This is a genomic window from Pantoea sp. PGP6 (assembly GCF_053474785.1).
In genome coordinates, this window is the sequence record NZ_JBQBMA010000001.1 from 2,319,796 (window position 1) to 2,342,629 (window position 22,834).

Genomic DNA, 22,834 nt, shown 5'->3' on the forward strand with positions numbered 1-22,834 from the left:
GTTACAGGTTCCGGGTCTTGTAGATCAGCTGAGAATTGCTGCGATTGCGGAACTGCAGCTGTCCAATTTTGATGTCGCTGCAATCGGCTTCGCGGCGTGCGGCGAGGATCGTGTCGTGATGCGGCGATTTGCTGCAGACCGGATCGGCGTTGTCGGCATTGCCGGTCAGCATGTAAGCCTGACAGCGACAGCCGCCAAAGTCCTTCTCTTTCTCGTCGCAGGAGCGGCACGGCTCCGGCATCCAGTCGTAACCGCGATAACGGTTAAAACCAAACGAGTGATACCAGATGTCATCCAGCCGCTGATCCAGCACCGACGGAAACTCCACCGGCAGCTGGCGCGCACTGTGGCACGGCAGCGCGGTGCCTTCCGGCGTGACGCTGAGGAAAATCGCGCCCCAGCCGCCCATGCAGCCTTTCGGACGCTCTTCATAATAGTCAGGCGTGACGAACAGCAGGTTGGTCAGGTTACCGCTGGCGCTCATCCGCTCACGGTAACGGCTGACCACCGCTTCGGCGCGGGCAATCTGTTCGCGGGTCGGCAGCAGCCCTTCACGGTTGAGCTGCGCCCAGCCATAAAACTGGCAGGTCGCCAGCTCCACATCATCCGCTTCCAGCTCGATGCAGAGATCGATGATTTTATCGATCTGGTCGATGTTATGGCGGTGCAGCACGAAGTTCAGCACCATCGGATAGCCGTGCGCCTTAACCGCCTTCGCCATTTCCAGCTTCTGCTGGAAGGCTTTTTTCGATCCGGCCAGCGCGGCGTTCAGGGTTTCATCACTGGCCTGAAAGCTGATCTGAATATGATCCAGCCCGGCTTCGCTGAACGCATCCAGCTTTTTCTCGGTCAGGCCAATGCCGGAGGTGATCAGATTGGTGTAGAAGCCGAGGTCACGCGCCGCTTTGATCAGCTCCGGCAGATCCTTACGCACCAGCGGCTCACCGCCGGAAAAACCGAGCTGTACGCTGCCCATGGCGCGCGCCTGGCGAAACACCTCGATCCACTGCTCAGTGGTCAGCTCTTTTTCCTGCTGGGCAAAATCGAGCGGATTTGAGCAGTACGGGCACTGCAGCGGGCAGCGATAGGTCAGCTCCGCCAGCAGCCAGAGCGGCGGATTTACGCCAGGTTTACTCGGGGTCACGGAACTGTATCCACTTCTGTTCATAGGCTGATTGCAGGAACTCTTTCACATCGTCGCCGACGCCGCCGGCTTCCGGGAAGCGGCTGTCGAGCGTGGCAATAATGGCGGCGATATCCTGTTTGCCGTCCACCAGCGCAAGGATGGCCGCGGCGGTTTCGTTGAGCTTCGCCATCCCTTCCGGATAGAGCACCACGTGGCTATCCTGCGCGGCTTCCCACTGCATGCGGTAGCCGCGACGGAACGCGGCAATCAAGTTTTCATTCATCTGTTATACCAGTCGGGTGGTGTGCCACGCCGCCTTGTCGGTGACGGTGTGGTAAGGCGGACGCTTAAGCTCATAGGCCATGGTCATCGCGTCGAGCATGCTCCACAAAATATCGAGCTTAAACTGCAAAATTTCCAGCATCCGGTTCTGCTTTTCAGCGGTGGTGCAGAATTCCAGCGCCAGCGCCAGGCCATGTTCCACATCGCGGTTCGCCTGGCTCAGGCGGCTGCGGAAGTAGAAATAGCCCTCTTCTTTGATCCACGGATAGTGCTGTGGCCAGCTGTCGAGGCGCGACTGATGGATCTGCGGCGCAAACAGCTCGGTCAGCGAGCTGCAGGCTGCTTCCTGCCAGTTGGCGCGACGGGCAAAGTTGACGTAGGCGTCAACCGCAAAACGCACGCCTGGCAGCACGTGCCGCTCGGAGATCAGTTCTTCACGCGTTAGCCCGACCGCTTCGCCGAGCTGCAGCCAGGCTTCAATTCCGCCTTCTGCGCCATTGCTGCCGTCGTGATCGAGGATTCGCTGCACCCATTTACGCCGGGTCGCCGGATCGGGACAGTTAGCCATAATGGCAGCATCTTTCAGCGGAATGGTGGTCTGGTAGTAAAAGCGATTCGCCACCCATCCCTGAATCTGCTCGCGCGTCGCCTGACCGTTATGCATCGCGATGTGATACGGATGATGAATATGGTAGTAAGCGCCTTTGTCGCGCAGGGCCTGTTCAAAAGCCTGCGGCGACAGCGTGTCAGTGATCTGCATGATTTAGTCCTGAAGGTGGATCGCCATTCCGTCCCAGCTCACCTCAATCCCTTGCTGCGTCAGGAACTGACGCTGAGGGGACTGCTCGTTGAGAATCGGATTGGTGTTGTTAATGTGAATCAGAATTTTGCGTTTTGCCGGCAGCGAGGCCAGCAGCGCCATCAGCCCCTGCTCTTCGGCCAGCGCCAGGTGACCCATCGCTTTGCCGGTATTTTTACCGACGCCGGTGGTCAGCAGTTCATCATCCTGCCAGACCGTGCCGTCGATCAGCAGGCAGTCGGCTTTTTGCAGCCACGGCAGGATCACCGCATCCGGTTCGCCGAGGCCCGGCGCATACAGCAGCGTCTTGCCGCTGGTGCGATTTTCGATAAACAGCGCCACGTTGTGGCCCGGCAGTGGCCGATCGCGGTAAGGCGAATAGGGCGGCGCGTTGCTGAGAATCGGAATCGCGGTGAATTGCAGATCGCGGCAGACATCGACGCTGAACGGCGTCAGCGGAGCGATCGGCCGGTGCTGCAAACCGCCGTTCCAGTGGGTCAGCATCGGAAAGATCGGGAAGCCGCTGCTGAGGTCGTGATGCACTTCCGGCGTACACCACACCTGATGTGGGCAGCCTTCACGCAGGCTGAGCAGCCCGGTGGTGTGGTCGATCTGGCTGTCGGTCAGAATAATCGCGCCGATCGCCGTGCCGCGCAGCACCCCGTGACGGGTTAATTCAGGCGTATGCAGAATCTGCTGACTGATGTCGGGCGAGGCGTTACATAACACCCAGTCTTCGCCATTATCGCTGAGGATAATCGACGATTGGGTACGTGCACTGGCCTGAATGGTGCCGGTACGCACGCCATGACAGTTAGCGCAGTTACAGTTCCACTGCGGAAATCCGCCACCAGCGGCTGAGCCGAGGACTTTAATAAACATGAAGGAAAACCAGAAGTTGAAACAAAATGCCCGCGCAGATGGCGGGCAGAATTATTAACGGTTGGAGATGTACAGAGTCACTTCCAGGCCGAGACGCAGATCAACGAAAGTTGGCTTTTTCCACATGATTTATTTCCTCTTGAGTAACAGTAAATTAGCGGCCAGAAAATCTGGCGACCGGGTGTGAAACGCGATCCCAGTCACAAATTTGCCGACAGATGTTGCGCCAATGGCGCGTCGAGATCAACCCGAAAGAAGTAAGGAAATTGTTATCACAGACCGGTTTGCGCTAAAACCCGCTGCCAGTTTCCCCACGCCAGCTTCTCTGTCAGTGTTTGATCATAGCCCGCTTCCCGCAAAGCGGCGAGCAGACGCGGTAATCCGCTGACATCGCCCAGCGCCTCCGGCGGGGTTATACCGTCGAAATCGGAGCCAAACGCCACATGGTCGCTGCCCATTATCCTCAACAGATGATCACAATGCTTAACAATTTCTGTCAACGGAGTGTTACTGTCGCGCTGACCATCGGCGCGCAAAAAGGCGTTGCCGAAATTAATCCCGATCAGTCCGCCGCTGTCGCGGATCGCCACCAGTTGGGCATCGGTCAGGTTACGCGGCTGGGGACAGAGCGCATGCGCATTGGAATGGCTGGCGACCAGCGGCGCATCAGAGAGTCGCGCGGTATCCCGGAACGCTTTTTCATTCATGTGCGATACGTCGATCATCATTCGCAGCGCATTAGCCTGCTTAATCAGCGCCTCGCCCGCCGCCGTCAGCCCCGGACCGGTATCGGGCGAGCCGGGAAAGCTGCCGCTAACCCCCTGACCAAACCGGTTAGGCAGATTCCAGAAGGGCCCGATGCTGCGCACCCCGGCCTGCCAGAACGCCTGTAATGCCTCGCCGTCGCCGTCCAGCGCATCGGCGCCCTCGATATGTGCCACCATCGCCAGCACGCCTGCGGCGCGGCAGGCCGCAATCTCGTCATGGCTGCGGCAGATGCGCGCCCGTCCACCTGACGCATCGGCCAGCTGCTGCAGAATTTCGAGCTGTTGCCACATAATCTGCAGTGGTTCATATGGCTCCTCGGCGCGTGCCGGAACGGTGCGGGCAATGTACTCCTGCGGGGGCACAAAGATCGCAAACAACCCGCCGCCGAGTCCGCCCTGCTGAATGCGAGGAAAATCGAGGTGGCCTCGTTCAATACCCTGATAAAACGCCTGCGCGGGCGCATCGCGATGATGCAGCCACAGATTAAGCAGCAGATCGTTGTGACCATCAAAAATCAACATAAGCGTCCACCCGAATAAACAGGCGACCATGCTACCCCTGCCCGGCGGATTCATCAAACCGCAGCGCACCCAGGGTTCAGTGCGCGGCGCGGCTCAACGCCCGTCAGCCCGCCGGTTGTCACTTTTGCACATCAGGTTGTCAGCATTGCGCGCGCGCCGCTGGCCCGCTGCCGCCAGACTGGAAAAAAACCACCTGGAGAGAATGATGATGCTGACCGATCCCGCTGAGAAATACCGCCCATCCCCGCTGATTACCCTGCCCGATCGCCAGTGGCCTGCGCGCCAGCTCAGCCACGCACCGCGCTGGCTGTCAACCGATCTGCGTGACGGTAATCAGGCGCTGGCCGAACCGATGGATCGCGATCGCAAAATGGAATTCTGGGCGCTGTTGCTGCGCTGCGGCTTTAAAGAAATTGAGGTCGCCTTTCCCTCCGCCTCGCAGACCGACTTCGACTTTGTGCGCGATCTGATAGAGCAGCACCGCATTCCTGATGACGTGACGCTGCAGGTGCTGACCCAGGCGCGCCACGATCTGATTGAGCGCACCTTCATCGCCTTGCAGGGCGCACCGCGGGCGATTGTGCATCTGTATAACGCCACCGCCCCGCTGTTCCGCGAGCGGGTTTTCAAACAGAGCAAAGCGGAGATCGTGGCGCTGGCAACGGCCGCTGCGCAGCAGATCCGCACCGCCTGTGAGGCGCAGCCCGAAACGGCGTGGACCTTTGAGTACTCGCCGGAAACCTTCTGTTTTACCGAAATGGCGTTTGTGCTGGAGATTTGTGAAGCGGTCGCCGACGTCTGGCAGCCTGACGCCAGCCGTCCGATGATCATCAACCTGCCCGCCACGGTGGAGGTCAACACGCCCAACGTCTATGCCGATCAGATTGAGCTGTTCTGCCGCCAGTTCAGCCGCCGGCAGGCAGTCTGCATCAGCGTCCATCCACATAACGATCGCGGCACCGGTGTCGCCTGCGCTGAACTGGCGCTGCTGGCGGGGGCGGATCGGGTCGAAGGCTGTCTGTTTGGCAACGGCGAGCGCACCGGCAATGTCGACCTGGTCACCCTGGCGCTGAATCTCTACACCCAGGGTGTCGCCCCGCAGCTGGATTTCAGCCAGATGAGCGAAGTGCTTGAGGTGGTGACCCGTTGTAATCAACTGCCGGTCCACCCGCGCCATCCTTATGCCGGTGAGCTGGTGTTTACCGCCTTCTCCGGCTCGCATCAGGATGCGATTCGCAAGGGTTTTGCCTGGCGCGCCAGCCAGCAGGAAACGCACTGGCAGATGCCCTATCTGCCGCTCGATCCGGCCGATATTGGCTGCAGCTATGAAGCGGTAATTCGGGTGAACAGCCAGTCAGGCAAAAGCGGTGCCGCATGGCTGCTGGAGCAAAACCACGGCTTGCAGCTGCCGCGCGCGCTGCAGCAGGATTTCAGCCGCTGCGTACAGCAGCACACTGACCATCATGGCGGCGAAATGACCCATTACGCGCTGTGGCAGCTGTTTTGTCGTCAGTATGGCGTGGACCAGCCAACGCTGCAGTTGCTGAAGGCCAGCAGCCAGAGCGATAACCACGGCCAGACCACGCTTAACGCCAGCGTCAGCTATCAGTCGCGCACCCTCAGCTTACAGGGCAGCGGCAACGGCTGGTTGTCGGCCGGGGTGAATGCCCTGCGCCACGCGTTCGACCTGGCGCTGACCATTGAGGATTACCATGAACACACGCTGGGTAAACGCAGTGAGAGTCGCTCGGTCGCCTATATCAGCTGTCTGGATGCCAGTGGCAACCGCTACTGGGGCGTGAGCATCGATAATGATACGGCGCGCGCCGCGCTGCAGGCGCTGTTTAACGCGGCGAGTCGCTTTCCTGCGCGGGAAAATAATCCGTCGGCGCCACGCCCAGCAAGCGACGAAACATCGCGCTGAAGGCGCTGGGACTTTCATAGCCGAGATCCAGCGCTACCCGCAGCACCGAATCGCCCTGCGCCAGTCGCGTCAGGGCGATGGCGAGGCGGGCGCGACGGACCCAGTCGCTGAATTGTAAGCCGGTTTCACGGCTGAAGTGACGCGCCAGCGTGCGCCCCGAGACGTTGAGGCTGGCGCTGGCACGCAGCAGGGTCCAGCTTTCGCCCGGCGTCTGCTGAATACGCTGGCAAAGCGCCTGTAACCGGGCGCTGTGCGGTGCGGGCAGCGCAAACGGCAACACGTCCATGCCGCGGATTTCATCCAGAATCAGTTCCACGATCCGTTCGGCACGACTGTCAGCCAGATAGGCGGCCGGCAACGTCAGCGCGCTGACAATCAGCTCACGCAGCAGCGGCGTAATCTGCACCACCTGACAACTGGCTGGCAGATCGGCGCGCGCCAGCGGATGGATAAACAGCGTTCGTGCCGCCACCGTGCCGGTGATCTGTAGCGCATGCCGGGTAAACGCCGGTAACCAGACACCGCGACTCGGCGGCACCGTCCAGCTGCCAAATTCGGTCTCCACCCGCACCACGCCACTCAGCGTGTGGATCAGCTGCGCGCAGTCATGCTGATGCCACGGCTCGCTGGCACCGTGGGCGTAATCATGCGCCAGCGGCACCAGCGGCCGGTGGCTGAAGTCAAAGCCGGCCGGACAACTCATTGCGCGTTCAGATAGCGGTAGACCACTGCCAGATCCTGTTCACCCAGGCCGTCATCAACCGCCTGCTGCCAGAAATCAGCAATATTTGCCAGCGCCGGCAGCGGAATATCAGACGCCTCAAGGGCCAGTCGGGCATCTTTCAGCGCCCAGACCAGATTCATCTGCGGGGTGTAGTCGTCGCTGGCGATCATCCCCAGCTTCATTTTTGCGTACGGGGCCGCCAGTGGGCCGCCCTCCAGCACCTGCCAGAGATCGTCGGTCGAAAAACCAAACTGCGCCGCCAGCTGGGTGCTCTCCGCCAGGCTCTGCATCATGCCAATCAGCCAGCTGTTGATCACCAGCTTCATGCGTGAACTTTTGCCCGCCTCGCCCAGCCACTGCGTGCCCTTGCCAATCGCGGCAAATACCGTTTCGGCCGCGGCGGCGCGGCTGCGATCGCCGCTGGCTAATACCAGAATCTGGCCATTTTCTGCTGGCGCTTTGGTGCCGGAGACCGGCGCGTCAATAAACAGCACGTCGCTGCGCGCGCCGGCGAACAGGGCGATCAGCGTGTCGGTTTTTTCCACGCCGATGGTGCCCATCTGACATAAAATGGCGCCCGGTTTAAATGCCTCCTGACTCTGCTGCAGCACCTGCTCAGTGGTCTCGCCGTCCGACAGCATCGCAATCACCACATCTGCCTGACGCACCGCCTCGGCGGGCGAATCGGCCAGTTGCAAACCGGCATCCAGCAGATCCTCGCCGCGTGCGCGGGTCCGGTTCCAGCCGTGGACCTTAAAGCCTTTCTTCAGCAGGTTAGCGGCGAACGCGTGGCCCATTGCACCCAATCCCAGAACCGCCACTTCAGGTTGTTGACTCATGCTGACTCCCTTTGATCAATGTGGAAATGATGCGCCGCGACCCGACTGGCCCCGACGCATAAGGCTTAAAAAAGGCTCTCTTCAGCCTGACGGCAAACGGCCAAAAAATCCAGCCCAACGCGATGAGGCAGCCGGCAATGTCCTGTCCCGGCACGCTCGCTGTCGGCGCGCTAATATTCCGGCCGCCCGCGCCAGTTAGCGATCCTGCGGCGCTAATCCCCTCTCTGCCTGATTCAACAATAAACAGTACGCCTGCCGCTGCCGCATTTTGCGTCTCTTCCTGCCAGGTCTATGCTTTATTCACTTTCATTCCGCAGAGGCTGTGTAATGCATCAATTTGATCCGCAAATGCTGCTGTTACTTTATTTCGTTTTACCGGTCTGGCTTATTGCTGGTTTCGCTGACTGGATCTGTCATCGGGCGACCGATATTGAAAACACCACCGGCCTGAAAGAAACCTGGATTCATATTCTGATGTTTTTAGAGATGGGACTGCCGTTATTGTCGGCCCTGTTTTTAGAGGTGAATGCGCTGGTGATCGCCTTTATGATTGTGCTTTTTTTCTGTCACGAAGCCACCGCACTGTGGGATGTCAGCTACGCGGTGACGGCGCGTGAGGTCAAGCCGATCGAGCAGCATGTTCACAGTTTTCTTGAGATGGTGCCGCTGATGGCGCTGCTGCTGGTTATTTCACGGCACTGGCCGCAGTTCCAGGCGTTATTTGGTTTCGGCGATGAGCCGCCCCGTTTTGAGCTGATGTGGCGCGCCGATCCCCTGCCGACCGGTTATATCATTTTTGTTCTGTCGGCTATTTTCCTGCTGGAGATGCTGCCCTATCTGGAAGAGTACTGGCGCGGCAAAAAAGCGCGTAAGCGTGCCGCGAATAAAGCCGCAGCCGGCGATTAATTCTGCAGCCTGCTGACGGTGGTTATTTGCGCACGGCAGTCGAGCAGAAAATAAAATAACCGCTGTCGGCCGCAGAACCGATAAAACAGAGGCTGCGACTGCGCGGCGTCGGGTGAACGGAATAAGCCTGACGACACGTAAAGATCTATACCAGAACCCGGCAAAGCATTACCATACGCGCCAATTGTTCCAGCTGGTTCATTATTCATCTTTTTCAGGCCGCTAAAAATGAAAATAACGTTACTGCGTCAGGCGACGCTGCCGCTGTTGATCCTGCCCACCCTGTTTCCGCTATCGCTGCTGGCAGAAGAGAATGACAACACCCTGGTGGTCAGCGCGACCCCGTCCGAGAGCGGCCTGAATGTGCTCGACACGCCCGCCGCGGTCAGTGTGGTCAGCGGTGATGAGATGCGTCAGGCCGCACCACGCGTCAATCTGTCGGAAAATCTCAGCAGCGTGCCGGGCTTACAAATCCAGAACAGGCAAAACTACGGGATTTAAACCATGAAAAACACGGCTGATCTCAGGCCACTCCTGGGTTTGCCGAGAGTTGCGTGAAATGAGCCATGAATAATTGTGTACTCATTTATGTACTCAATTTACCTTCTGTTTTTGAGGTATAATTGAGAGGTGTTTAACTCATCAGGAGGGAATTGCTATGTGGAAGAAGCCAGAATTTGTTGATCTGCGCCTCGGTCTGGAAGTGACTCTGTACATTTCTAACCGCTAAACACTCTGCCCGCCATCGTGCGGGCTTTTACATTGTAGAGGTATGCCAAGTGCCACATGTCTAATAAGTTCAGTGTTGACGCTTACAACTCATCTAACGATACTGTATAAAAGAACAGTATCAAGTGTGAGGGTTAATATGAAGCATGAAGAAAATGTCGGAAGGATGCCTGAGCTCACGGGGTTCGACACGATTTATAGCGCGGTAGGCCGGCTTCTCGTCGTTGACCTCACAATGAAGGATTCAATGACCGGTCACATTGTAGATCCCCACCATTTCCCCGACCTGCATCTTAGCATCAGAGCCGACATGGCGAGAGAGCTAGCCATGGAACTTCTAAGGTGCGTTGACGCTATTGAGGCGGGTATGCAGCATCCGTCACTCAAATACTTAGATTGAACGAAAAGGAACTGCCCCGTCGCCGGGCTTTTTTAGGGCTTTACCTCTCCTGACTGAGAAGCTTGTATTTGACTGGCAGCTTTCTGATGTCTGACGTTGTAAATTGATGTTGAAGGCATCTCTAACCGTACATCAACCCAGCGCCCATCTGGAATATCATACTTCTCACCGGCAACTATGCCTCCCGTCTCAAGGTCAAGTTTTGGCTTGAATACTTTAATCAGAATGCCGGTTAGCCCCTCGGTGACCTCAACGAAGCACAACCGGTTACCATTGATGTCTTTTGGAACCTCTATCTGCCACCCGTCTTTTGCAAGGCCATCGGAACCAGAAATGCGATAATTACCTTCACCAAGTTTTTCGACTATAACTCCCTCGGCCTCTTCATTGACCGCGCCGCTGCCAGCAATATTGAAATTGTCAGTAAATTCATCACTCATAATTTCTACGCTTGCCGTCAGACGCACAATTGGTGATGCGCGCTTAATAAAACCAGATCCGTCCACCGTAGTGTTTTTCGTAGTCCAGACGCGGTAAGCTCCAAAGAATGTATTATTGATGTTTGCAGCAATTGTGAAATTACCCAATGTATCAATTTGAATATAGCTATACCAACGCCCTTCAGCCCCATTCCCGCTTACATCCTGATTTGATAGCGTAAGAACTGTTCCCCACTGGCTAGGGCTTCCCCACAAATTGTTATTATATGTGGCTACGCCTGGGTAAGCCCAATTATCTCCGGGATTTACGAAGGCAGAAGTAAAGAGTTTACGTAGCGTTGCTGAGTCTGTTGATAGTTTACCATTAACCTGCCCAGCTAAATAACCCCAACTTGGACCCGTGAAACTACTCATGCCTGGCAGGGTCACGGTAACGGACGGATCATTGCTATAAATCTTTTGCCAGTTCGCCTTATCGAGATTAAGTCCGCGAATGGCTTTGGCAACATCAGCTGCTACCTGAGCAGTAATCCCAACCAGTGCCGCATTAGGAACAGCCGTCCATGCCAGCCCTGACGTTGTCGGGCCGTTATATGCCGTAGTCAGTGTCACGCTTGTGGCTGAGTTAACTGACTGCACGCCAAGTGTGTAAGTCACGCCGCCCACAATGGCTACCAGGAAATCGTTAGCCTTCAGCTCAGAGGAAAAATTAGTGCCTGAGCCGGTAACTGCGGTTGAGTTGTTAGTTAGTGCAATAGTGCCTGCTGGCATAGATTTCTCCGGGCAATAAAAAACCCGGCTCGGTGGCCGGGTTCTCATGATTTAGATTTCGTCAATTCGCTTTAAAAACGACTCTCAAAGCAACGTCTTTCTGTGGTTCATTTTGAGGGTAACGCCATGTCGATATCTGTTTTTTCACTTCACGGTCAAATATATACTTAGGATTAACGCTTATGACCCTAATATTTTCCGTTTTGCCTTCAGTGGATATGTCATAGACCACATTAACCTCTCCACCGATCCGAAGCATTTCGGCCCTTTCAGGATAAGCAATTTTATTACCTGCATGTACGACAATTGAAAAAACAAAGAGTAAAGCAGTCAGAAATTTGCGCATAAGTGCCTCCATAATTGAAAGCATATCAACTCTATATTGAAGTAATATCAAGTCGAAAAAATGATCGTTTAGATCAATACTTTTAACTAAGATTCGAAAGTATTCCGTATGGTATGCGCATTCCGTATGGCTTCAGCGTACTAGCCCAAGTCTGCTGAAGCTGGTTTACCCACTGGCACTGCAAAGTCCCGTTAGAAAATTTGAAGAAAGGTCCAGAGTATCCCGTTGCGGCACCATCATCGGAGATATTCCCTCCAGGCACTGAGCTAATAAGAAACCATGTGTTGGTTCCTATGTACTGAGAATAAACGGCATTATCTAAGTCAAAGTTAGCCGGCACATCGAAGAAACCCAGTATACGTGGTATTTTTGCCGCCATCACAGCAGACCAGACAAGTTGCCCCGCTGAATTGAAGACATCTCTGTAACCGCTTTCCACGGGCATGTCGCTACGTGTCCGCGCCATTGAACCAGCATTGGCAGTCATCCAATCTGGGCCGGTGAAAAACATTTTCGCGTTATTATTTGGTTTGAACCAGCGCAGGTTGTCATCCAGCGGAACACTGGCGCTCACGTGCCCCATGTCAGTTGAGTTACCTAACTGGCAGGAGATGTTGTAGTAACCGATATCTGTGATGCCTGCGTAATTAACCGTATCCCGGTAATAGGTGCCCTTAAAATCCGAATCAATTACAAGGGCCCCCGCCGAGTTCCATACCTGATATCCACTCATATAAATGCATACATATCCAAAGTGAGAGTGACAGCAGCCGTGTAGCTCGATAACTTGAAAACACGAAAGCCTCCATCGTATGAACGAGCTGCAAAATTAGATGGTGTGAAAAACGAACTACTCGAAGCAGAGACAACGACGACAAACGATCCTGATGCAGTTAGCCCGGGAAATGACCCCGTTACGAGATTAGTGTTTGCCGCCATCGTCACTGTCGTTCTTCCGAGGTACCGAGTGTTATAGTCGCCAATATCGACGATCAGCTTCCCGTTTGCGTCCCAGCATTGAAGCCCCCCAGCCATTTAAACTCCTTACCAAAGACCGTCTCTGATTCGTAATGTGCCATTAGAGTCATATACCTGCCGCAACGTGCCAGTATCTATAACTCTTCCCGAGCCGTTTGCTGCATTGCGCTCAAACGTCCCATCTTTACCAAGTCGCCAGCCGGCAGTATTTGGCACGTAGTTAGTAGACTGGATGTATGCAGCGATCATTGCGCTCGTAATCGTCGCATCACCAATAAAGGCTGAATTGATAATGGTCTGGCCGTTCTGAATCGCAAAGAAAGTTTGAGGAGTAGCTCCCACCTGAGACATAACCGCAAAACGGTCAGCCAGAAACAGCACCTGCGTCTGCATGCCGGACGGACTGTTCTCAACACCAATACCCATGCCTGCAGCGTACTGACGCCCGTTACTGTCTACGGCAACTTTCACTGAATACTGCGCTGAAAGCTTTCCATTGGTGTCAGCTAAAGCGGTTGATGTTTGCTGGATTGCTGCCACGTTGTCACCCACCGCGGCCTGCACCTGCTCAAACTTCTGCGCATAGGCCTGGTCATTAGTCGCGATCGTCTGTTTGACCGACAGAATATCGGCGCGGTTTTTACCGGCCTCCGCCATCTGGTGATCAACGGTTGCGTCAAGGTTGAGCGCGTTCTGCAGCATGGCATCGATGTTGGTATCAACTTTGGCTATGAGCTGCTTACCGGCATCGGTTTTAAGAACCTGTTCGGTAATGTCGCCCAGTAACGCGGTTGCATCTACGCTGCTTGCGCCCTCAACATACGTCGTCCAGTCGCCTGTGTTGCCGATACGGTCCACCAGCCGCGCGCGGTACCAGCGGCGAACGCCCGCTGGCATCGGGCCGTGCTGATAGCTGACGCCCGGATAAGGTACGTATGCGAGGAACTGTGGGTTTTGCCCGTCTGACGTGGTGGCTACCTGAATTTCCGTATAAGCAGTATCTCCAGAGCCATCAGGGAAAGCCCAGGTTACATCGATTGCCCACACTACGTTATCCGTCGCTTTCAGGTTGACCGGCGTGCCGGGCTTGCCTGCTTTGCCACTAAGAGAAGTAGAATCGGCGTAACCATACGGTGAGGAAACCTCAGCCGCGTTAACCGCGCGTACCCGTACGTCATAAACGCCGGTATAGATACCCTGAATGCTGAAACCCTGTGCGCTGGTCTGGCTGACGTTAATCCAGTCCCCTTTGTCTTTGCGCCACTGAGCCACGTAGCTGATGGCGCCCTCAACACGATCCCATGTGACCTGCATCGAGGAGACAGAAAGTCCCTGCTCAACAAAGCTGACTTCAGTGATTTTGATGTTGGCCGGCGCTTTCAGAACGCTGATTGGCGTAACCGTAATTGGCGCGGGCTCAATGCGCACACCATCGTCAATGTAGCGGTACTTATTTGGGTCATGTTCCACGCCAGCGATGGTAAAAGTGCCGTCATCGTTGGATGAAATCGAGGTCACCCGATAGTACTGAATTGCCAGGCTGTCGCTATCGATAGCCCATACAGCGCCCGCCACCGGGGTGATACGGAATGAGGTGCTTACACTTACCGTTTTCTTATCGGCGCTGATGCTGGCAATGGTCCGCGTCTGTGCAGTACCATCCGGCAGGTTAACAACAAGGCGATCCCCTGCAGCATAATCAATAGCGCGATCAAGCGTGACGCGCAGGCCGTTTACCGAACTTATACGCCCGCCGTTCTGCTTGCCGCTGCGGAACGGGTCTGCAACCCCAATAATTTCTGCCGGGATCGGGATGTAACCATCCAGCCCCACCCCGAATGAAATTGTTCCATCTTTGGCATTTGACAGCAGCGCCCAGCGGCCGCGACGGTGTGCTTCGCTCTGCGACGTGCAGCCAATTGCCGTCAGGCTCATCTCCCGCACATCATAGCGTTGCACCAGATCAGAATCGTATACGCCCTCAACGGTATCCGAATAATGATTTATTGGGTCGGACCAGCTCACCTGACAGGATGAATAGCGGTTTTTATAACTGCCTCCCGCATAGGTAGGGAACCCGTCAATGATGTTTGAGGCGTGATAGACATAATCCACGTCAATGTTGCCGTCAGAATCGACCTGCGGCACATCGGCATTCACAAATATCTGGCTGTTACCCCAGAACGTGATGCCACGAAATATGGCCGCTATGTCCTTCATTACGGTGTAAGCGTCCTGCTGGCTCTGGATGAAGACGTTACAGGTAAAGCGCGGCTCTGTGCCGCCAGCGCCGTCCGGCACCATCTGATCGCAATACTGTGCGATGCTATAAAGTTCCCACTTATCGATCATGGTGGCATCGACACGCGTACCCATACCAAATATTTTATCCAGCACCAGGTCATAGAAAATCCATGCCGGGTTATTGGTGTAGGCGTATTTGAAATCACCCTGCCATGTTCCGGCATATGTGCGGGAAACTGGATCATAGGTTGTCGGTACGCGGACCAGCTTGCCCTTGGGCTTACAGGTGACCTTTGGCGCTTGGCCGTTAAACTGGGAGGCATCCACTTCGATGTAAAGCAGCGCGGTGTTTGGATAGCGAAGTTTGCTGTCGATGATTTCAGCGAAGGAGAACACCTTAAACGCATTGAGCAGTTTAGAAGATGTAGAGTCTGCGGTGATGCGGCGCACCCGGATAGACCAGCCTGTGGTTGCTCTGGGCAGGTCTATCCTATGGTCACGCTGATACTCTGAAGTGGTTTTACCGTTGAAGCTGCCATCCACCACCGTGACCCATGCCCCACCGTCCGTCGACAGGTCAACCGCGTACTGCGTGATAGTGCCGACCATATCGCCATTATCTTTGTACTGATACTGCACCGGCAGGCTCAATTTGATTCGTATCGCGTCCAGTGATAGGTCGGTGTACTGCCGGGTCCAGGGTACGGACTGCGTGACGGTAACGCCCACTGACTTCTCGTTATCGACTTCCGGCATACCCTGAATATAGGTCTGGTCCTGCGTGCCTTTGCGCCAGTCCCAGATTACGCCGGTGAAGTTGTAGGTGCCGTCATCATTAGCCAACTGCGTGTCGTTCAGGTAAATCTGCTGAGCAGTTAAATCGCCCTGAATCTCACCCTCTGAGATAGCCAGCAGCATTTTTAATTTTGCGATTGAAAGCAGATCATCAGCCTGCTCTACCGGGGTGTGAGCGCTGCCGCCTCCGCCTTTATTGCCCTGAATTGTGGCACCTTCAAGAAGTCGCATATTTCACCCATAAAAAAAGCCACCCGAAGGTGGCCTGAAAAATTAATCCGGTTTGCTTACTGCTGGTCGCTGGTAAAGCTGCCCGCGCTGATGATCGCCCCGCCGATTTCCCGCTGCCCATACAGGACAGGAACGGGATAACCCATTGCCACGGTATTCACCGGTGATCCAAACGCGTAGTTAGGCTTGTTATCAGTGCTGGATGATGCGCCGACGTTGTACTTTGGTTGGGGTGTAAGCATCTGGATGACGCCGCCTAGCATCATGCTGATGCCAAGCCCGGTCAGCGCGGTAGTTGTTGCGGCGGCTGTGGCCGCACTTATCCCTGCAAACGCCGCGAATGATGCCCCCGCAGTGAAGAACGCGGCAACGAGTGCCACTGCGCCGATAATGATCTGCAGCGTGCCACCGCGCTTTGACCCTTCCAGAATCGGCTCCATTTCAAACTCTGTGGCGCCGGATGACATATCAAACTCCAGCAGGCCGATGTTTTCTTTCCCGCTGAAGAAGGCAAAGCGAATACCGTTCAGGTGAGCATTAGAAACGTATTTTTTAAAGCCAGGCACCTGTGAGCACATTGCCCTGATGAGTTCACGCAGATCGGCAACGTGGTACTGATGTACGCTCCCGAATTTTTTCGCCATCTGCCCCTTCAGCCGCATAGTTTTAATCACTGATAAGCTCCTTTCTCCGGACCACACGAACGGTGCGGTTGCGCCAGTAATCGCCATATGGAACTCGAGTAGAAAGATTTCCCTGGTTGTGATGTAACATCAGGTTATTACCAAGGTAAATGGCGGCATGGTTGGTCACCGGCGACTGGATGCGCATCATGATCATGTCGCCTTCCCGCATCGCTGCCGGCGGAACTTCGATGAACCCCTCAGCCACCCAGTTATCGTCATAGCGATTTTCTTTGCCATCCAGCCACCACTCGTAATCCACAGACCAGTTGTTGAGGATGATGCCGTGCTCCTGCCGGTAATAGTCCATGATGAGCGTCCAGCAATCAGCAAAGCCCAGCACCCACTGCCGCCCCACAAGCTCGCGATCGCCTCGCGGGCTGATAGTACAGAAATCGCCGTCCGGCCATGACATGATCCCCCATTCAACGCCGGAATAATCGCACTGTATCCGGTCACGTTCTGACGGGATAAGTTGCGGCACGTCAGGATGCGAATGAATGACCATCAGAATGTCACCCTCTTTCTCCGCTGCCCGCTTATCCTCCGGAGACAGAATGAAATGCTCTTTTGGTTCATCTGAAATGTTGCGGCAGGGAAAATACTTCTGTGCCCTACCGGACTGGATAACCAGCCCGCACGCCTCCTGCGGATATTCGGCAGCAACGTGCTCACGGATCGCCTCAAGAATTTTTTTTCGCATGGTTATTTGCCCTGAAGGTTAGCCGCCGGAAAGCCCCCAAACGACAATGGCTGATCCTCCCCGAACCGGGCCTTGCAGTCTGCCATTCGCCCGCCACAAATATCTTTTGACGGGTCATCTGTGGGAGTGCCATCTTTCGCAAAGTACCGGCTACCGGCGTAATCACAACCGGTGCCAGTGCGATACCAGCCACGCATGCACCAGGTGCATACCGGCGTAATCTGGCGTGACGGCAACTGAAGGCTCTGGATGTCGAACGGTGAGCACAACTCAAAGTCAACCTGTACACGTGTCTCCGCGGTTTTGGCGTTGACGTAAAAAAGCTGCACCCTTTCTTCCTGCGGATTAGCCGTCGGATTACCCTGCATCCAGTTTGCTGCGTCGAGGTATTTCGCCATTGTGGTGTGAATACGGACTTTGGCTTTCACCAGGTCGTCAAACTGCAGGCACAGCGCGGTGACATGATTTCCCACGTTCCCCACAGAAAGCTTTGGTGTTGGCTGCGAACCGGAGCTGCTCATTTCAAGGCCAGTCAACTCATAAGGATGCGGGTCGTATTCATTGCCCTGCCAGATGATTGATGGCAGGTTTTCAGCTGCAAATGACGCCCAATTTTCTTTTTCTGTAGGTATGTTATAGGCATGAAACCTCAGCACGGTATCCATCCCAAAATCGCTCCCATCGACCTCAATCAGTTGCACCAGACTTCCCGGCTCGAGCTGCTGAATATCCTGCGTAAAACTCATATTTCACCCAATAAAAAAGGGCGCTGGGCGCCCTGATGATTATCGTGACATGTCACGGTGCGAAAGCCTGTTCGAATGTGAAAGCAATTTCAGCAAATTCACCGTTTACGAATCGCGGGTTGATAGAATCTGACTTGACGCGATAAAGCTTTTTCTCTCCCCATGGGTTAATCCACCAGAATGAGGCGGTAACGTGCGCCCGAAGAAAAGCCCTGACCTCAGCCATGACGTTTATTTTCCCGTTACACGCAAGTGACCAGGTTTCTGCCTGATCGTTTATTCCACGCCCCGCAATCTGTTTGTAACCGTCCCCGAACTGAGCCTGCAGTACTGACACGGTTACCTGTTCACTGGCCTCAACACGCACACACCAGCCGAATGTATCTGTAGCCATTTTTTACCTTCAGGTTGTTCTGTAGAGCAGCCCGCCGGGCGATATCTCTTTTCTAAGTCGCTCAGTAAGGGTTGTTTCGACAATGGATTTCAGCTGCTTAGCTGCGCTGTTGGTACCCGCGGCTGATGCATCTCCGGCGCCGTCACCCTGAACAATACTGACGGGCGCATCAACCTGAATAATCGTATTGCCACTCCCCGTGGCGCGATTAACACCGGAGGCGTAAGCACGCTGACCTGGCATTTCACCAACATAGCCCCCATCTGCATACCCGCGCATCAAATCATAAAGGTTTGAAACGCCAATTCGCTCAGTTGCTTCTTTCGTGAAAACGAACTCGCCTTTATGAACCACCCCGGCAGGATCGTGCTTCCCGCCACTTCCCGTAAAGCCACCATCAGAGTAGGCCTGGAAACTGGTACTCATTCCCATAGCACCTGTACTGCCTGCAGCCGCGGCGCCGGAACCGGCCGCCCCTGCAAAGGCGCCCCCTAGACTGCCAGCAACAGACCCGAAAATGCCGCTGACCGTGTTGATAACAGCCATTTGTAATGCGACCTTAGCAATCGTCTGCAATACAGACAGCCCCCAGCTTTTCCAGTCCGCCTTACTGCTGACAAGCATCTGCGACATATTGTCCATTGCGCTATCAAGCGTGGAAGTTACGCCGGTTGATACGGCACCGGAGATGTTACTGGCACCCTCGAGCCAGTTTTCATACCCTTTCGATAACCCATTGAGCCAGTTGGCTTCAGCTGCATCAATAGCCTGATATTTCTTATCCAATTCATCGAGGGCCTGTTTGCGGGCGGCAATGGCGGCAGAGCCTTTATCGGTCTTATCAAATACCCGGTCAATCTGTTGCTGCTCATCGTAACGGCCGCGCTGCCGGTCACTCATCCCCGCGGTCTCGGTTGTCTGTACGGCTTCGTCCCGGTATTTACGCGCCGCGTCCGTCAGGTCTTTCAGCGCATCAGCCTGCTCGCGCTGCTTCTTCACATTTGCGTCAGCAAGATGCGTCCATTTCTCGAGTTCAGTTGAATTATCGCGGATTGCTTTGCGCTGCTCTTCGGTCCACTTTGTGCCAGCCTGGTGAGAGGCGGCGTAAAGCTCTGCTGCTTTCTCACCATCCGTTGCCCTGACCTTCTGGACCTCTATCGCAACGCTTAGATCTGCAATTTTCCGCGCATAGTTTTCAGCCTGAGTTGCCGCTTCACGTTCCGCTTTGTTCTGCGCATTGGTCGCTGCCGTACCGGATTTTTTGGCTTCAGCCGCGGCGGCATCTTTTTTGGCGGCCTGATCTTTGTTGTAAACGTACTGGGTGTAGAGTGCGCCAGTCAGTTTAAGATCATCAGCTTCATACTTATGCTGAGCGTGCAGCTTCTGCAATCCGCTCAGGCTGGAAAGCTCGTTATCGCGGCGGGCCTTTTCAAGTGCCGCTTGCTGCTGCGGAGTGGCGCTGGCAACGTTAACAACCGGCCCTGCATACTGAGGCGGCTTTGCGCCGGCAGTGGCAGACATTGAACGGTTCAGAAGGTCATAGGCACCCTTCAGTATCGAAACCGCGCCCGCCTGCTCAACAGCCTTCTGCGTTGCCAGATCGCTCGCATCGTTGACCAGCTTTTGCGTGCTGGCGACTTTTGCCGCGGCCTGCTCACGCTGATACTCCAGCCTGTTCAGCTTATCGGTGAGTTCCACGTTCTTAGCCGTGATATCGGCCTGGTCCATGAACGTGTTGATGTAGGTCAGCGTCGGATGCTTGTTGTAATCCTGCTGAATCTGGTCAAGACCACTTAAACTGCTTTTAACCTTCTGAATCTGCGTATCGAGATCGCTTAGATCCTGCTTCTGCGCCTGCAGGGATGTGCGGGCATCAGCTGCAGTGGATTTCAGGCCCAGCACGGACATCTGCTGGAGCTTGCCGTTAATCTCATCGAGGTTATTGGCAAAGCTAACCGCTTCTTTATGGACCTGCTGTGTATGCTGATAGAGACCGTACATTGCAGTTCCGGCGCCAATAATCACGCCCGGCCAGCCGCCAAGGATTCCAAGCACACCACTACCTAAGCGTGACATAACAGAGGCAGTATTGGTGAGGTTGTTGATGGCCGAAGTTCTGCCGGCGATAGCGTTATTGAGTCCAGACTGAGCAGCGGTCAGGTTGCGCTCTGCCAAAATCTGCGCCTCAATCGACGCGGCAGCGGCTTTGGCCTGTTGAGCGCGATAGAGCGTCTGACGCGCTGCAGCAACACTGACCTGAGCACCCCGCACCTGAGCCTGTGCAAGCGCCACCTCTGCTGCAGTACTTGAAACGACTGCGGCAGTTGATTGTGCAACGTTGCCAACCATATTACCGAAGTAACGGGCAAGCCCGATCCCGACCAGAACGCCAGCGGCGTTTGCAACGTTATCAATATTTTTTGCCAGGCTATCCAGAACACCCGCCAGAGATGACGAAGCGCCAACCGCGCTATCTGCACCACCTACCCATGCAAGGAAGGCATTTTGCACCTTCTGCGCCGATCCGCTTACAGAGGCAGGCAGGCTCTCAAACTCTTTGCGGAGCACTTCGACATTCGTCAGAAGCGGCACAATCTTGTCTGTTGTCAGCTGGCCGTTATTAGCCATATTTCGCAGACCGCCGACCGTAACACCTAAGCCATCAGCCAGAAGCTTAGCCAGCCGGCCGCCGTTTTCCATAATGGCGTTAAACTCTTCGCCACGTAAGACACCTGAGCCCAAAGCCTGACTGAGCTGAGTGATAACCGAACTGGCTTCCTCTGTGCTCGCACCGGAAAGCTTCAGTGAGGTGGCGACCGTCTCAGTTACCCTGGCAACATCAGAAGATGCATAGCCAGCAGCTCGCAGTGACTGTGCAATACGGCTGTAGAGCGTGGAGTTTGCCTCAAGGGAAGTGCCGGTACGCTGGCTGATTTCCATCAAAGTGCGCTGTGCTGTAGCAAAATCATCCGTGGATGTGGACGCCAGTTTCAGGCGCCCGTTCATCTGATTCCACGTATCCGCAAATTCAATCAGCTGATGAGTAGCAAACGCACCAGCCCATGCGCCGGCGAGACCAGCTGCCGATGATTTTACTGTTGCCAGCTCTGAATTCAGCTCTGAAAGCGATCGCCGGGTTTCACGCGTGGCCGCCGCCGCCTTTTTGCCTCCCTGCTCCATTGTTTTGTAATAATCGGCACCCATTCGTGAGGCGCGGGAAATTTCAGACTGAAAAGAACTGGAATTGGCGGAGATTTTGATAATCAGTTCGCGCAGCGTTGCCATATGTCACCTGTTGAAACCCCGCCGGCGCGGGTTATTAAAGACCACCCATCCATTCTTCAAGGCCGCTGATTTCTGCCTCTTCGTCTTTCTCACCCCATTTCAGGAGCATTTCACTGATGGTCGCTTTACCACCCTGAGCGTTCAGGATGGCGGTTGATACCTGAGCTGCCTGAATATCACCGCGCCAGTCACCGATCGGACTCAGGCGGTCATAGGCGATCCACATTTTCAGTTCAGACGCGGAAAGGGTTTCGCGAATTTCGTGAAAGGTGCGCCCCAGCCGAAGGGCCAGCGTCATAAGGAAGAAGGTCAGCGGCTCTTTTACTTTGCTTCAGCGGCTTCCTGTGACATGCCAAGGTTCAGGGCCTGAGAAAGCAGCCGGGAATGAACCGGTCCGTAAATTTCAGACACTGTAGCTTCGTCCTGATCGCTAAAGACGCGATTGCCGTCTTCATCCAGAAGTACATCCATAAACATCACTACGTCCGCTTTTTTATTACGAAGGTAGGTTTCCTGCTGGGTCAGCTTTGGCGCTTCTTCGCCTTCAGCCAGATCTGGGGTCATGATTTCCCGGAAACGCAGCCATGCTTCACCAGAAGGCTCGCGAAGCATGACTTTTGCCCCGTCCCACTCAGGCACCTCAATTACTTTTGAGCGAAATCCGGACGATGGAGCAAGCGCCAGATCGCGAAGTGCAGACGGTGATGTTTTGGTTTTTTTAGTTGGCGACATTTCATGATCTCTGTGGTCTGTAATAACAGAGTGACCATAGGCCACTCAGTGAAAGAAAAGCGGCCGTAGCCGCTTATGAACCTGACGCAACGATGCGCTTAGGTTTGCCACGCACGCGCAGCGAGTAAGTGGCGCTGACAACAGATGAAGTGGCCGCACCCCACGAGCTCTGGCGTACTTCCACCAATACGTAGAAGCCATTGCCAGACGGGAATTTGATTCTCAGGGCTCGCAGCTCATCATTGTTATAAGCCGTCTCCAGCGCATCCTGTGCTTCTTCATCGCCCACCCAGTTACGGCTGATGCTCATCTCAGCTGGCGCAGCAAGACCGTTGGTTTGCTCTTGCTCAGTAGAGCAAAGCGTGGTGACATCGATGTCACCTTTCTGACCGCCGGTAAAGGTGATCTCTTTAGTTGCACAGGCCGCCTCAAGCCAGTTAACACTGGCGGTTGGAAAGCCCGCTGCCGCAAAATCATCAGCCGTCACCGGCGCGTCAGAGACGGCAAACGTCATCCCCTTTGTTACTTCGTATTTACTGGTCATGTTTTCTCCAGACGAAAAAAAACCGCCTTGTGGCGGTGGTGA

The 22,834-nt window shown here is 55.0% G+C and carries 23 protein-coding genes and 1 pseudogene; 4 read left to right on the forward strand and 20 right to left on the reverse strand.

The features are described 5' to 3' along the window. Window position 1 precedes the first annotated feature (1 nt). From pqqE to ACLIBF_RS11220, 6 genes are all read right to left on the reverse strand, one after another. Window positions 2-1,144: a pyrroloquinoline quinone biosynthesis protein PqqE gene (gene pqqE / locus ACLIBF_RS11195; RefSeq protein WP_031377895.1), complete on the reverse strand. Its 1,143-nt coding sequence runs from the start codon at window positions 1,142-1,144 to the stop codon at window positions 2-4. Continuing rightward, window positions 1,131-1,409: a pyrroloquinoline quinone biosynthesis peptide chaperone PqqD gene (gene pqqD, locus ACLIBF_RS11200; RefSeq protein ID WP_031377894.1), complete on the reverse strand. Its 279-nt coding sequence runs from the start codon at window positions 1,407-1,409 to the stop codon at window positions 1,131-1,133. Before pqqD ends, pqqE begins: the two co-directional genes overlap by 14 nt. A 3-nt stretch (window positions 1,410-1,412) precedes the next feature. Continuing rightward, window positions 1,413-2,168 (reverse strand): pyrroloquinoline-quinone synthase PqqC, encoded by a 756-nt coding sequence (gene pqqC, locus ACLIBF_RS11205; RefSeq protein WP_031377893.1) that lies wholly within the window; start codon window positions 2,166-2,168, stop codon window positions 1,413-1,415. Window positions 2,169-2,171: 3 nt separating this feature from the next. After that, a complete protein-coding gene (gene pqqB / locus ACLIBF_RS11210; RefSeq protein WP_046288331.1) occupies window positions 2,172-3,089 on the reverse strand; it encodes a pyrroloquinoline quinone biosynthesis protein PqqB in 918 nt (305 codons plus the stop codon). 54 nt (window positions 3,090-3,143) lie between these two features. After that, window positions 3,144-3,215 carry a pyrroloquinoline quinone precursor peptide PqqA gene (pqqA, locus tag ACLIBF_RS11215; RefSeq protein WP_009090272.1) on the reverse strand — a complete coding sequence of 24 codons (72 nt, stop codon included), beginning with the start codon at window positions 3,213-3,215 and terminating at the stop codon, window positions 3,144-3,146. 146 nt (window positions 3,216-3,361) lie between these two features. Beyond that, window positions 3,362-4,378 carry a dipeptidase gene (locus ACLIBF_RS11220; RefSeq protein ID WP_448309771.1) on the reverse strand — a complete coding sequence of 339 codons (1,017 nt, stop codon included), beginning with the start codon at window positions 4,376-4,378 and terminating at the stop codon, window positions 3,362-3,364. A 208-nt stretch (window positions 4,379-4,586) separates the two neighbouring features. On the opposite strand from ACLIBF_RS11220, the gene leuA reads away from it, so the two are divergent. Further along, complete coding sequence (leuA, locus tag ACLIBF_RS11225; RefSeq protein WP_448310391.1) at window positions 4,587-6,302, forward strand: 2-isopropylmalate synthase; 1,716 nt, start codon at window positions 4,587-4,589, stop codon at window positions 6,300-6,302. On the opposite strand, the gene ACLIBF_RS11230 is transcribed toward leuA, so the two are convergent. Both ACLIBF_RS11230 and ACLIBF_RS11235 read right to left on the reverse strand, forming a co-directional pair. Further along, window positions 6,223-7,005 carry an AraC family transcriptional regulator gene (locus tag ACLIBF_RS11230; protein ID WP_316553080.1) on the reverse strand — a complete coding sequence of 261 codons (783 nt, stop codon included), beginning with the start codon at window positions 7,003-7,005 and terminating at the stop codon, window positions 6,223-6,225. The genes leuA and ACLIBF_RS11230 overlap by 80 nt on opposite strands. Continuing rightward, window positions 7,002-7,865, reverse strand: coding sequence for an NAD(P)-dependent oxidoreductase (locus tag ACLIBF_RS11235; RefSeq protein ID WP_031377889.1), 864 nt, complete (start codon window positions 7,863-7,865; stop codon window positions 7,002-7,004). The genes ACLIBF_RS11230 and ACLIBF_RS11235 overlap by 4 nt, the downstream gene beginning before the upstream one ends. Before the next feature lie 327 nt (window positions 7,866-8,192). Between ACLIBF_RS11235 and ACLIBF_RS11240 the strand changes: the two genes are divergently transcribed. From ACLIBF_RS11240 to pqqA (ACLIBF_RS11250), 3 genes and pseudogenes are all read left to right on the forward strand, one after another. After that, window positions 8,193-8,771, forward strand: coding sequence for a diguanylate cyclase (locus ACLIBF_RS11240; protein ID WP_069728274.1), 579 nt, complete (start codon window positions 8,193-8,195; stop codon window positions 8,769-8,771). A gap of 228 nt (window positions 8,772-8,999) precedes the next feature. Then, window positions 9,000-9,263 (forward strand): annotated as a pseudogene (locus ACLIBF_RS11245) (TonB-dependent receptor plug domain-containing protein); the annotation flags it as partial. Between the two features lie 166 nt (window positions 9,264-9,429). Then, entirely contained in the window at window positions 9,430-9,501 is a 72-nt protein-coding gene (gene pqqA, locus ACLIBF_RS11250; protein WP_010617686.1) for a pyrroloquinoline quinone precursor peptide PqqA, read from the forward strand. Between the two features lie 431 nt (window positions 9,502-9,932). On the opposite strand, the gene ACLIBF_RS11255 is transcribed toward pqqA (ACLIBF_RS11250), so the two are convergent. The 12 genes from ACLIBF_RS11255 to ACLIBF_RS11310 form a co-directional block, all read right to left on the reverse strand. Then, window positions 9,933-11,111, reverse strand: coding sequence for a phage tail fiber protein (locus tag ACLIBF_RS11255; protein WP_448309650.1), 1,179 nt, complete (start codon window positions 11,109-11,111; stop codon window positions 9,933-9,935). Between the two features lie 61 nt (window positions 11,112-11,172). Continuing rightward, on the reverse strand, window positions 11,173-11,457 hold the full coding sequence (locus ACLIBF_RS11260) for a TonB family protein (protein ID WP_448309774.1): 285 nt from the start codon (window positions 11,455-11,457) through the stop codon (window positions 11,173-11,175). Window positions 11,458-11,539: 82 nt separating this feature from the next. Beyond that, the gene (locus ACLIBF_RS11265; RefSeq protein ID WP_448309775.1) at window positions 11,540-12,190 is read right to left on the reverse strand and encodes a hypothetical protein; all 651 of its coding nucleotides are present in this window, start codon (window positions 12,188-12,190) and stop codon (window positions 11,540-11,542) included. A gap of 311 nt (window positions 12,191-12,501) precedes the next feature. Next, window positions 12,502-15,705, reverse strand: coding sequence for a host specificity protein J (locus ACLIBF_RS11270; protein ID WP_448309777.1), 3,204 nt, complete (start codon window positions 15,703-15,705; stop codon window positions 12,502-12,504). A gap of 56 nt (window positions 15,706-15,761) precedes the next feature. After that, a complete protein-coding gene (locus ACLIBF_RS11275) occupies window positions 15,762-16,379 on the reverse strand; it encodes a tail assembly protein (protein ID WP_448310393.1) in 618 nt (205 codons plus the stop codon). After that, a complete protein-coding gene (locus ACLIBF_RS11280; RefSeq protein WP_448309779.1) occupies window positions 16,372-17,091 on the reverse strand; it encodes a C40 family peptidase in 720 nt (239 codons plus the stop codon). The genes ACLIBF_RS11275 and ACLIBF_RS11280 overlap by 8 nt, the downstream gene beginning before the upstream one ends. A 2-nt stretch (window positions 17,092-17,093) precedes the next feature. After that, window positions 17,094-17,837 carry a phage minor tail protein L gene (locus ACLIBF_RS11285; RefSeq protein ID WP_448309781.1) on the reverse strand — a complete coding sequence of 248 codons (744 nt, stop codon included), beginning with the start codon at window positions 17,835-17,837 and terminating at the stop codon, window positions 17,094-17,096. 52 nt (window positions 17,838-17,889) lie between these two features. Next, window positions 17,890-18,231: a phage tail protein gene (locus ACLIBF_RS11290; RefSeq protein ID WP_448309782.1), complete on the reverse strand. Its 342-nt coding sequence runs from the start codon at window positions 18,229-18,231 to the stop codon at window positions 17,890-17,892. A 9-nt stretch (window positions 18,232-18,240) separates the two neighbouring features. Next, window positions 18,241-21,516, reverse strand: coding sequence for a phage tail tape measure protein (locus tag ACLIBF_RS11295; protein ID WP_448309783.1), 3,276 nt, complete (start codon window positions 21,514-21,516; stop codon window positions 18,241-18,243). Between the two features lie 34 nt (window positions 21,517-21,550). After that, the gene (locus ACLIBF_RS11300; RefSeq protein WP_448309785.1) at window positions 21,551-21,814 is read right to left on the reverse strand and encodes a phage tail assembly protein T; all 264 of its coding nucleotides are present in this window, start codon (window positions 21,812-21,814) and stop codon (window positions 21,551-21,553) included. Window positions 21,815-21,837: 23 nt separating this feature from the next. After that, window positions 21,838-22,248, reverse strand: a complete 411-nt coding sequence (locus tag ACLIBF_RS11305) for a phage tail assembly chaperone (RefSeq protein ID WP_448309787.1) — start codon at window positions 22,246-22,248, stop codon at window positions 21,838-21,840. A 73-nt stretch (window positions 22,249-22,321) separates the two neighbouring features. Beyond that, window positions 22,322-22,792: a phage tail protein gene (locus ACLIBF_RS11310; protein ID WP_448309789.1), complete on the reverse strand. Its 471-nt coding sequence runs from the start codon at window positions 22,790-22,792 to the stop codon at window positions 22,322-22,324. Window positions 22,793-22,834 lie beyond the last annotated feature (42 nt).